The sequence below is a fragment of the Micromonospora sp. NBS 11-29 genome (assembly GCF_002140155.1).
Classification (GTDB): domain Bacteria; phylum Actinomycetota; class Actinomycetes; order Mycobacteriales; family Micromonosporaceae; genus Micromonospora.
In genome coordinates this window covers 108591-120051 of sequence record NZ_NAPR01000007.1, presented here as the reverse complement: position 1 = coordinate 120051, position 11461 = coordinate 108591, and the positions used below count along the sequence as shown (strand labels likewise).

The 11461-nt window shown below is 71.1% G+C and carries 9 protein-coding genes; 8 read left to right on the top strand and 1 reads right to left on the bottom strand.

Going from position 1 to position 11461, the window contains the following annotated elements; translation table 11 throughout:
* The 4 genes from B1205_RS31210 to B1205_RS10815 form a co-directional block, all read left to right on the top strand.
* The coding region (locus B1205_RS31210; RefSeq protein ID WP_303395018.1) for an arabinofuranosidase catalytic domain-containing protein at nucleotides 1-191 on the top strand (191 nt) is incomplete at its 5' end.
* A gap of 32 nt (nucleotides 192-223) precedes the next feature.
* Nucleotides 224-1993, top strand: a complete 1770-nt coding sequence (locus tag B1205_RS10825) for a family 43 glycosylhydrolase (RefSeq protein ID WP_089155495.1) — start codon at nucleotides 224-226, stop codon at nucleotides 1991-1993.
* An 11-nt stretch (nucleotides 1994-2004) separates the two neighbouring features.
* Nucleotides 2005-3132 (top strand): RICIN domain-containing protein, encoded by a 1128-nt coding sequence (locus B1205_RS10820; protein WP_089155494.1) that lies wholly within the window; start codon nucleotides 2005-2007, stop codon nucleotides 3130-3132.
* An 85-nt stretch (nucleotides 3133-3217) separates the two neighbouring features.
* Nucleotides 3218-4570, top strand: a complete 1353-nt coding sequence (locus tag B1205_RS10815) for a ricin-type beta-trefoil lectin domain protein (protein WP_089155493.1) — start codon at nucleotides 3218-3220, stop codon at nucleotides 4568-4570.
* Between the two features lie 64 nt (nucleotides 4571-4634).
* On the opposite strand, the gene B1205_RS10810 is transcribed toward B1205_RS10815, so the two are convergent.
* Nucleotides 4635-6404: a ricin-type beta-trefoil lectin domain protein gene (locus B1205_RS10810; RefSeq protein WP_089155492.1), complete on the bottom strand. Its 1770-nt coding sequence runs from the start codon at nucleotides 6402-6404 to the stop codon at nucleotides 4635-4637.
* 219 nt (nucleotides 6405-6623) lie between these two features.
* Between B1205_RS10810 and B1205_RS10805 the strand changes: the two genes are divergently transcribed.
* From B1205_RS10805 to B1205_RS10790, 4 genes are read left to right on the top strand one after another with little or no spacing between them, the layout of a single operon-like run.
* Nucleotides 6624-7877 (top strand): sugar ABC transporter substrate-binding protein, encoded by a 1254-nt coding sequence (locus B1205_RS10805; protein ID WP_089155491.1) that lies wholly within the window; start codon nucleotides 6624-6626, stop codon nucleotides 7875-7877.
* Nucleotides 7878-7890: 13 nt separating this feature from the next.
* Nucleotides 7891-8778, top strand: a complete 888-nt coding sequence (locus B1205_RS10800; protein ID WP_089155490.1) for a carbohydrate ABC transporter permease — start codon at nucleotides 7891-7893, stop codon at nucleotides 8776-8778.
* Entirely contained in the window at nucleotides 8772-9602 is an 831-nt protein-coding gene (locus B1205_RS10795; RefSeq protein WP_089155489.1) for a carbohydrate ABC transporter permease, read from the top strand. Before B1205_RS10800 ends, B1205_RS10795 begins: the two co-directional genes overlap by 7 nt.
* Before the next feature lie 26 nt (nucleotides 9603-9628).
* Complete coding sequence (locus tag B1205_RS10790; RefSeq protein WP_089155488.1) at nucleotides 9629-11332, top strand: amylo-alpha-1,6-glucosidase; 1704 nt, start codon at nucleotides 9629-9631, stop codon at nucleotides 11330-11332.
* Nucleotides 11333-11461 lie beyond the last annotated feature (129 nt).

Below are 11461 nucleotides of genomic sequence, written 5' to 3'. Positions count from 1 at the left end.
CGCCCGGCTACAGCCCGATGAAGAAGCAGGGCGCGATCATCCTGGGCAGCGGCGGCGACTGCTGCAAGCCCGGCGGCGGCGCGAACCTCAGCGCCGGCACCTTCTACGAGGGCGCCATGGTCGCGGGCTATCCGTCCGACGCGACCGAGAACGCGGTGCACGCCAACATCGTGGCCGCCGGTTACCGCTGAGCACCCCCGACCACCCCCTCGAAAGGACAGTGATGTTAGCGCTATCAAGAAAGCCTGCCCGGCGCAGGCTCGCCCTGATCGTCACCCTGCTGGCCCTGGTGGGCCTGTTCCCGGCGATCGCCCGGGCGGACAACCCGATCGTGCAGACGATCTACACGGCCGACCCGGCGCCGCTGGTCTACAACGGCCGGGTCTACCTCTACACCGGCCACGACGAGGACAACTCGACCTGGTTCACCATGAAGGAGTGGCGGGTCTACTCGTCCGACGACATGGTGAACTGGACTGACCACGGCTCCCCGCTCAACCTCGCCACCTTCAGCTGGGCCAAGCAGGACGCGTGGGCCGGCCAGGCGGTCTACCGCAACGGCAAGTTCTACTGGTACGTACCCATGGTCGTGCGGGCGACCGGCCAGATGGGCATCGGCGTGGCGGTGGCCGACAGCCCGACCGGGCCGTTCCGGGACGCGATCGGCCGCCCGCTGGTCAGCAACGGTGAGATCGACCCCACCGTGTTCATCGACGACGACGGGCAGGCGTACCTCTACTGGGGCAACCCGCGCCTGTGGTACGTGAAGCTGAACGCGGACATGACCTCCTACTCGGGCAGCCCGACCCAGATCCCGCTGACCACCGCGGGCTTCGGGACCCGCACCGGGGATGCCAACCGGCCGACCCTGTACGAGGAGGGGCCCTGGGTCTACAAGCGCAACAACCTCTACTACAACGTGTTCGCCGCCAAGTGCTGCTCGGAGTTCCTCGCCTACTCGACCGCGCCCGGCCCGCTCGGACCGTGGACCTACCGCGGGACGGTGATGCCCACCCAGGGCAGCAGCTTCACCAACCACCCCGGGATCATCGACTACAAGGGGAACTCCTACCTCTTCTACCACAACGGGGCGCTGCCGGGCGGCGGCGGTTTCACCCGGTCGGTGGCGGTGGAGAAGTTCACCTACGGCGCCGACGGATCGATCCCGACGATCAACATGACCACCACCGGCGCCCCCCAGGTCGGCACGCTGAACCCGTACGTCCGGCAGGAGGCCGAGACGATCGCCTGGGGGCAGGGCGTGGAGACCGAGCCGGCCAGCGGCGGCGGGATGAACGTCGGCTTCATCGACAACGGGGACTACATCAAGGTCAAGGGCGTGGCCTTCGGCACCGGCGCGACCTCGTACACCGCCCGGGTGGCCTCGGCCGGTAGCGGCGGCAGCATCGAGTTGCGGCTGGACAGCGCCACCGGCCCGCTGGTCGGCACCTGCCGGGTGTCCGGCACCGGCGGCTGGCAGACCTGGGCCGACACGACCTGCGGGGTCAGCGGCGCCACCGGCACCCACGACCTCTACCTGAGGTTCACCGGCGGCAGCGGCTCGCTGTTCAACCTCGACCACTGGCGGTTCAACTCCGGCACCGGCACCCCGCCGCCCACCACCGCGCCGCCGACGACCGCGCCCCCGACGACCCCGCCGCCCACCACCGCGCCGCCCACCACCCCGCCGCCGACCGGCAACGGCTGCACCGCGAGCTACCGCACCACCAGCACCTGGTCCGGCGGGTTCCAGGGCGAGGTGACCGTGACGGCCGGCACGTCGGCGATCAGCGGCTGGACGGTGGGCTGGAACCTGGCCGGCGGCCAGAGCATCACCCAGATCTGGGGCGGGACGCTGAGCACCAGCGGCACCACGGCCACCGTCCGCAACGTGTCGTACAACGGCTCCGTGCCCGCCGCCGGCTCGACCACGTTCGGCTTCCTGGCCAACGGCACGCCGTCGACGCCGTCACTCACCTGCACCGGCTCCTGAGAGGAGAGATCATGCGCACAAGGGCAAGGGCGTGGCTCGCCACCGCCGCCGCGTCGGTTATGACGGTCGCCGGGCTGCTCGCCCCGGCCGGCCCGGCCGCCGCCGAGTCCAACGGCGGGGTACGGGTGATGCCGCTCGGTGACTCGATCACCGAGGGGACCCAGGTCCCGGGCGGCTCCCGCACCGGGCTGTGGCAGCGGCTCGCCGCCGGCGGCTACCGGATCGACTTCGTCGGCTCCCAGTTCAACGGGCCGGGCAACCTCGGCGACCACGACCACGAGGGGCACCCCGGCTGGCGGATCGACCAGATCGACGCCAACATCACCGGCTGGCTCAACACCTACCAGCCGCGTACGGTGCTGCTGCACATCGGCACCAACGACATCCTGCAGAACTACAACGTCTCCGGCGCGCCGAACCGGCTCTCCACCCTGATCGACCGCATCACCGCGACGGCGCCCAACGCCGACGTGTTCGTGGCGCAGATCATCCCGCTGGCCAACGCCGGCCAGGAGTCGGCGGTACGCACGTTCAACGCCGCGATCCCCGGCATCGTGGCGGCCAAGGTGAACGCCGGCAAGCGCGTCCACCTGGTCGACCAGCACTCGGCGCTGACCACAGCCGACCTGATCGACGGCATCCACCCGACCGCCACCGGCTACGACAAGATGGCCGCCGTCTGGTACTCCGCGCTCCGGTCGGTGGACGGCAGCATCGGCACCCCGGGCACCGGCGGCGGCCCCACCTACCAGAACGTGCAACTGGTGGGTGCCGGCTCGGGCCGGTGCGTGGACGTGCCGAACGGCAGCACCACCAACGGCATCCAAATGCAGTTGTACGACTGCTGGGGCGGCACCGGGCAGCGCTGGACGTACACCGCGAGCAAGCAGTTGCAGGTGTTGGGGAACAAGTGCCTGGACGCCAACGGGCGCGGAACCGCGAACGGCACCGCAGTCATCATCTGGGACTGCAACGGCCAGGCCAACCAGCAGTGGAACCTCAACGCCAACGGCACGATCAGCGGCGTGCAGTCGGGCCGGTGCCTGGACGCGGCCGGCTACGGCACCACCAACGGCACGAAGATCAACCTCTGGGACTGCCACGGCGGCACCAACCAGCAGTGGACCCCCCGAAGCTGACGTGCAAGGCGGGGCCCCTTCTTAACGCCTCCGGTATAGGAAGGGGCCCCGCTTAACCGCTCTCGAAGGAAGGAGGGAGTACTCCATGCCGAGACATCGGCTCATCGTCGGCGTCGTCGCGGGGGTGGCGGGGCTGGTCCTCGCCATGGGCGGCGCCGCGCTCGCCGCCGGAGAGAGTCCCGCCGGCGTCGGCACGCTGGCGGCGACCGCCGGCTGTGGCAAGGCGCCGGCGCTGGCGAGCGGCTCGCACACGATCTCCAGCAGCGGCCAGAACCGCTCCTACATCCTGCGTCTCCCCGACAACTACGACCGCAATCACCCCTACCGGCTGATCTTCGGCTTCCACTGGAACGGCGGCACCGCGGGCGACGTCGACTCGGGCGGCACCAGCGGTTACCTCTGGTCCTACTACGGGCTGCGGGCGCTGGCGAACAACAGCGCGATCTTCGTCGCGCCGCAGGGCAACGGCAACGGCTGGGCGAACCCGAACGGGCAGGACCTGACGTTCGTCGACGACCTTGTCCGTACGCTCGAGGCGGGGTTGTGCGTGGACACCACGCAGCGGTTCGCCCTGGGCTTCAGCTACGGCGGCGGCATGAGTTACGCCCTCGCGTGCGCCCGGTCGAGCGTCTTCCGCGCGGTCGCGGTCTACTCGGGCGCGAACCTCAGCGGCTGCAACGGCGGCACCCAACCCGTCGCGTACCTCGGAATCCACGGGCTGCGCGACGGCACCCTGCCGATCTCACTCGGGCGGTCGCTGCGTGACCAGTTCGTCCGGAACAACGGCTGCACCCCGCAGAACCCACCCGAGCCGTCGCAGGGCAGCCTGACGCACGTCGTCACCTACTACTCGGGATGCCGGGCGGGCTATCCGGTCGCCTGGGCCGCCTTCGACGGACCGCACGCCCCCAACGCGGTGGACGGCACCGCCGATCCGTACGCCCCGGGCGAGCGGTCGTGGACGCAGGCGGTGGTGTGGCGGTTCTTCACCCAGTTCGACGGCGCCACCCCCACGAACCCGCCGACCACCCCGCCGACCAGCCCGTCGCCCACGACCGGCCGCCAGCTCGTCGGCGGGCAGTCCGGCCGCTGCGCCACCGCGCCGACCCAGACCTCGGGTACGGCGGTGCAGTTGCAGGACTGCGCCGGGCAGTCCGGCCAGCTCTGGACCGCCACCTCCGGCCGCCAACTGCAACTGGCCGGCAACCTGTGCCTGGACGCGAACGGGGCCGGCACCGGCAACGGCACGGCGGTGATCGTCTGGACCTGCAACGGCCAGGCCAACCAGCAGTGGAACGTCAACGCCAACGGCACCGTCACCGGCCAGCAGTCCGGGCTCTGCCTCGACGCCAACGCCGCCGGCACCGCGAACGGCACCAGGCTCATCCTCTGGTCCTGCAACGGCGGCCCCAACCAGCAGTGGAGCTTCCGTAGCTGACCCCCGTGTTAAGCGGGGCCCCTTCCTATGCCGTAGGCGTTAAGAAGGGGCCCCGCCTTGCATGTCAGGGGCGGAGGGTCCAGCGTTGGTTGGCGCCGTTGAGGCACTGCCAGAGCTGCACCTTGGTGCCGTTGGTGGTGCCGAGCGCGCTGGCGTCCAGGCACAGGCCGGACTGGACGCCGGTGATCGAACCATCGGCGTTGACGTTCCACTGCTGGTTGGGCTGGCCGTTGCAGTCCCAGATCACCACCGCGGTGCCGTTGGCGGTGCCCTGGCCGGAGGCGTCCAGGCACTTGTTGCCGTACACCGTGAGCTGCTTGCCCGTGGTGTAGCTGAAGCGCTGGTTCGTGCCGCCGTGGCAGTCCCAGAGCTGGGCCTGGGTGCCGTTGGTGGTGGTGGAGTTCGGCACGTCCACGCACCGGCCGGACTGGCCGCCCACGATCTGCACGTTCTGGTTCGTCGACCCGCCGCCGGGCGGGAGCAGGGTGATGGTGGACGTGTCGTTGACGTTCGCGTGCGAGACGTTGACGGTGGTCCCGTTGTTGGACAGCGTCACCACGCTGTCCCGCACCGTGACCGGGCCGGCGACCGCGCCGCCGTTGTTGTACGGGATGTTCTGCACCACCACCCGGACCTGGTTGTTCACCACGATGCCGCTGGTGGCGTCCAGGCGTTGGATGTTGACCGCGACGTTGCCGGTGGTGGTGTTGCCGCCGACGAGGATCTTCGCCGAGCCGGACGCCTTGGCGGCGAACGCGTCGTAGGAGGCGCTCGGGGTGACCGAGGCGATCTGGCCGGTCATCGAGCCGTAGTACTGGTAGACCCACCATTCGCCCTTGGGCTGGTACTGCCCGCTGGAGTTGCGGGTGAGCAGGCTGGCCAGGTCGTTGTGGAGGTTCTGGCTGCCGGCCCAGTTGGCGCGCAGCCCGTCCGCGCCGGCGCGTTCGAGCCGGGCCAGGTACCACGCCCCACCGGCGGGGTTCTGCTGGTTGGACGCGCCGTACTCGTTGATCTGGTGCGGTCGGGGGTGGGCGATGCCGCGCGAGTCCAGGGTCTGGTTGGCGGTGGCGACGTTCGCCACCGGGTCACCGGGCAGCGAGTGCCAGCTGAAGATGTCCGGCACCACGTTGTTGGCCTTGACGTAGTCCAGGTACTGGGTCCACCAGCCACTGGTGGACGGCACGCACGCGCAGCTCGGCCCGACGATGAGCATGCCCGGGAACGCCGCCCGGATCCGCTGGTGGGTGCGCCGCCACAGCTCGAAGTACTGCGACTGCGGCCGGTTCCAGAACAGGCTGATGTTGGGCTCGTTCCAGATGTCCCACTGCACCGTGATGCCGGCCGCGCGCACGTCGGCGAAGAGCCGGTCCAAGAAGCGGTCGTAGTCGCTCCAGTCCCCGTTGTCGCCGGGGAACCGGCTGATCGAGGCGCCGTCGGCGCCCCACAGGTCGTGGTTCAGCAGGACGAACGTGCCGCCCAGCGCGGCGGTGCGCCGGGCCTGCGCCACGGTGGCGTTCCACCGCCGGTCGTAGCCGCCGCCGACCCAGCCCTGGCCCGGCAGCTGCGCGCCGCCGGCCCGCATGGCGCGGAACTTCACGTCGCGCAGGTAGTTGTCCGGCGGGTTCTGGCCGTTCTCGGTCATGCCGTAGATCCAGCCCGACCCCCGGTACGTCGGGGTGCCGAGCGAGGCGGAGAAGTTGACGGTGAGCGACTCGTCGGCGGCGAGCGCCGGGGACGCGGCGACGGTGAGCGAGCAGACGACGGCGAGGGCACCGGCGGCGATCCGGGCGGCGAGGCCGCGGATCCGTGGTGCCCGGACGTGAGGGGTGTGCACTGGTGGCTCCTTCGGCAGGGCGGGGATGCTGCGGAGGACGTCCTGGCGAATCGATTCGCCGCGCAGCGTAGGCTTCGACGCTCATGGATGTCAACGCGGTGAACAGGTCGTCACCGCCTCGTTTCACGCGCATCGCATCGACCATCTTGACCGCGTCGGGCGCGCGGCCTATCTTCGGTCGAACCGATTCGCTGACCGATCACCGAGGGAGGCCCCACCATGGCGACATCCGCGTGGCGGCGGGGCGTGGCCGGCGCCACCCTGACCGCACTGACGATCGCCGGCGCCGTCACCGGCTGCGCCGCGAACGACGGCCCGGACGGCGGCGCCGGCGGCGGCGCGTACACCGTCTGGGACCCGTACCCGCAGTTCGCCGAGGGGTCCGACTGGGTCAAGCTGCTCCAGAGCTGCGGCAGCGCCGCGGGCGTGACCGTGCAGCGGACCGGCTACGACACCACGGACCTGACCAACAAGGCGCTGCTCGCGGCGCAGCAGCGCCACTCCCCCGACGTGCTGATCATCGACAACCCGGTGATCTCCACGCTCGCCCAGGCCGGGGCGTTGACCTCCACCGACGAGACCAAGCTGGACACCTCCGCCTCCGCGCCCAACCTGCTCGGCGCCGGCCGGCTCGACGGCCGGACGTACGGCGTGCCGATCGGCGCGAACACGCTCGCCCTCTGGTACAACAAGGATCTGCTGCGCAAGGCCGGGGTGGAGGTCGCGTCGGTGACGGACTGGCCGTCCCTGACCGCCGCGCTGGCGAAGGTCAAGGCCGCCGGCAAGAAGGGCATCACGTTCTCGGCCATCGGCACCGAGGAGGGCAGTTTCCAGTTCCTGCCCTGGTTCTGGGGCTCCGGCGCGCAACTGACGGCGCTGGACTCGCCGGCGGCGGTGTCCGCGCTCACGCTGTGGAAGGACTGGCTGGGCCGGGGGTACGCGCCGAACTCCGTCATTAACAACACCCAGACCACGAGCTGGCAGGAGTTCGCCACCGGCGACTACGCGTTCGCCGAGAACGGCACCTGGCAGCGGGCCAACGCCGAGAAGCTCGGCTTCGAGTACGGGATCATCCCGGTGCCGGCCAGCGCGGGCGGCACCGCACCGGCGCCGACCGGCGGCGAGTTCGTCTCCGTCCCGGTGCAGCGCGACACCGGCCGGTACGACGTCTCGCAGCAACTGGTGACCTGCCTGACCAACCCGGACAACCTGCTGCGGACCGACACCACGCTGTCCTACGTCGCGCCCGTGGCGGTCGTGCAGGCCAAGCAGGTCGCGGCGGACGCCGGGCTGAAGGTGTGGGTCGACGCGGTGAACGCCGCCAAGGGGCGCACCGGCGACAACCTCGGCACGAGGTACCCGAAGATCTCCGAGCAGCTCTGGACGGCCGTGCAGGGCGCGCTCAGCGGCTCGAAGACGCCGCAGGCGGCCCTGTCCGCCGCCCAGGACGCGGCCGCCGCCGCCACCCGGTAGGCCCGCACCGGCGATGAGCAGAATCCGCACCGGCCGGTGGACGGCGTGGGCGTTCCTGGCCCCGGTGACCCTCTACCTGCTGGCCTTCTACGCCTATCCGCTGTACCGCAACGTCGAGCTGAGCCTGCGGCGGTACACGGTCCGCTCGTTCGTCTCCGGTGGCGCCCCGTTCGCCGGGCTGGACAACTACCGGGACGTGGTGACCCATCCGACCTTCCTGCCGGCGCTGGTCCACACGGCGGTCTTCACGGCGGTGTCGTTGCTGTTCCAGTTCGCCATCGGGCTGGCGCTCGCGGTCTTCTTCCACCGGCACTTCCCGCTGTCGGTGACGCTACGGGCGCTGTTCCTCGTACCCTGGCTGCTGCCGCTGATCGTCTCGGCCTCGACCTGGTCGTGGATGCTCAACAGCGACGCCGGCGTGGTCAACGCCGCGCTCGGCGCGGTGGGCGTCGACCCGGTCAACTGGCTGACGTCGCCGCGCTGGTCACTGGTCTCGGTGATCATCGCGAACATCTGGATCGGCATCCCCTTCAACCTGGTCGTGCTCCACAGCGGCCTCCAGGCCATCCCGACCGAGGTGTACGAGGCCGCGGCGCTGGACGGTGCGAGCGGGCCGCAACGGTTCTGGCGGATCACGTTCCCGCTGCTGCGCCCGGTGTCGGCGATCACCCTGCTGCTCGGGCTGATCTACACGCTGAAGGTCTTCGACATCATCTGGGTGATGACCCGGGGCGGACCGACCGACTCGTCGACGACGTTCGCCACCTGGTCCTACCGGCTCGGCTTCGGCAGCCTGCTGCCCGAGTTCGGGCCGGGCGCGGCCGTGGGCAACCTGCTGATCATCGTGGCCTTCGTCTTCGGGCTGGGCTACGTCCGGGCCCAGCGGAGGCAACGATGGTGACGCGCACACCGGCCCGTGCCGCGTGGTGGCGGACCGCCCTCGGCGTGGTGTTCACCGCGCTGATGCTGTTCCCCGTCTACTGGATGGTCAACGTCTCGTTCACCCGGGACGGCGACGTGCGGGCCGACCCGCCGCACCTGTTCCCGGTCGACGGCACGTTCGAGGGTTACCGGGCGGTGTTCCGGGAGCAGTTGCCCTACCTCGGCACCAGCCTCCTGATCGGGCTCGGCACCGTGGCGCTGACCGTGGCCCTCGCCGCGCCGGCGGGATACGCGCTGGCGAAGTTGCGTCCGGTCGGCGGCGGCGTGCTCAGCTTCCTGCTGCTCATCGCGCAGATGATTCCCGGGATCATCATGGCGATGGGGTTCTACGCCATCTACCTGCGGCTCGGGTGGCTCAACTCGGCGGCGGGCCTGGTGCTGGCCGACTCCACCATCGCCGTACCGTTCGGGGTGTTGATCTTCACGGCGTTCATGTCCGGCATCCCCGACGAGGTGCTCCAGGCCGCGGTGGTGGACGGCGCCGGCCGGTGGCGGACGTTCCGGTCGGTGGTGCTGCCGCTGAGCCGGGGCTCGATCGCCACGGTGTCGTTGTTCGCCTTCCTCTGGGCCTGGTCGGACTTCCTCTTCGCGTCCACGCTGGACGCCGGTGGGGCCAGCCGGCCGATCACCCTGGGCATCTACCGCTACATCGGCAACAACAACCAGCAGTGGAACGCGATCATGGCCACCGCCGTGCTCGCCTCCATTCCCGCCACCGTCCTGCTGATCGTGGCCCAGCGGTACATCGCCGCGGGCGTGACAGCCGGCGCCGTCAAGGACTGACCCCTGAAGAAAGGCGGCCTCCTCAGATGACCGTTGCTCCCTCCGGCCCCGAGTTCTCCGTCCGGGAGATCCCGTTCAGCCACCGCGGGTCCTGGCTCAGCGTCTCCCCGGTGACCGCCCAGCACACGTACGCCGAGGACCTGCACCTGATCTCGCACCGCAACGGCATGCACCCGGTGCTGCGGTTCTCACCGTCGGCCGGCGCCACGGTGGCGGCCCGGCCGGCGTCGCTGAGCTGGCGGGACGGGGCCGGCCGGGTGGAGCTGACCTACGCGGGCGCGGACACGCTGCGGCTGCGTGGTCGCGGGGCGGGACTGCGGATCACGGCCGCCGCCGACACTCTCACCCCGTTCAGCGGGACCTACCTCTACGACGACCCGGTGGACGGCTCGTCCGTGTTCACCTCCTACGAGACCGGCCGCCGCTACCGGGTCACCGTGCTCGCCGGCACCGCCGAGACCGTCGGGGCGCAGGACCTCGGCACCGCCGTGCGCGGCCTGGTCCTGCCGGCCGACCGGCCGTGGGAGGTCGCGATCGAGGAGTACGCGACGGCCCGCCGGCCCTACACGGCCAGCGCGGACTTCGACGGTCTCGCCGCCGCCGCGCACGCCGACTTCGCCGCGTTCGCGGCGGCGGTCGCCCCGTGGCGCGGGCCGGATACGCCGGCCGCCGAGCTGGCCGCGTACGTGCTCTGGTCGGCCACCGTGGCACCGGCCGGCTTCGTCACCCGGCCCGCCACGCTGATGTCGAAGCACTGGATGAACAAGGTGTGGAGCTGGGACCACTGCTTCAACGCGCTCGCCCTCGCGGCCGGGCACCCGGACCTGGCCTGGCACCAGTTCCACCTGCCGTTCGACCACCAGGACCCGGCCGGCGCGCTGCCCGACTCGGTGACCCACTCGGAGGTCCTGCACAACTTCGTCAAGCCGCCCATCCACGGCTGGGCGGTGCGGCGGCTGCGGCAGCGGTCGAGCCGGCCGCTCGGGCGCGACGAGCTGATGGAGGTCTACCAGCGGCTCGCCCGGTGGACCACGTTCTGGTTGGAGCACCGCCGCGCGCCCGGCCGACGCCTGCCGCACCACCAGCACGGCAACGACAGCGGTTGGGACAACGCCACGACGTTCGACGACGACCGGGTGGTCGAGACGCCGGATCTCGCCGCCTTCCTGGCGATCCAGGCGGGGTACCTCGCGGAACTGGCCGCCGAGCTGGACCGGCCGGAGGAGGCCGCGCGGTGGGCCAGCGCCGCCGACGAGGTCCGCGACGCGTTGCTGGGCGAGTTGTGGACCGGTGAGCGGTTCACGGCGCGCGGCACGCGCACCGGTCGGGCCCGGTCGAGCACCAGCCTGCTCGACCTCATGCCGATCGTGCTCGGCGAGGATCTCCCGGCGGACATCGCCGCCATCCTCGCCCGCCACGTCGAGGCCCACCTCACCGAGCACGGGTTGGCCACCGAGCCGCTCGACTCCCCGCACCACCTGGCCGACGGCTACTGGCGCGGCCCCGTCTGGGCCCCGGCCACGGTGCTCATCGAGGACGGGTTGCGACGGGCCGGGCACACGGGGCTCGCCGACGAGGTCAGCCGAAGGTTCCGGCTCCTGTGCGAGCGGTCCGGCTTCGCCGAGAACTTCGACGCCAAGACCGGTGCGGGTCTGCGGGACCGGGCGTACACCTGGACCGCCAGCAGCTNNNNCGACGACCAGCGGCGTCGGCGGGCCGGGCGCGGGTGAGCGGCGGTGTCAGCGCACGGCGCGCGACGCCGGGACCGGGCCGGTGCTGGCGCGCAGCGAGATCGGCGGGCGGTACATCCGGTGCCGTGGCGCGGTCGCGGGCGCGGCGATGCGTTCCAGCAGCAGCGA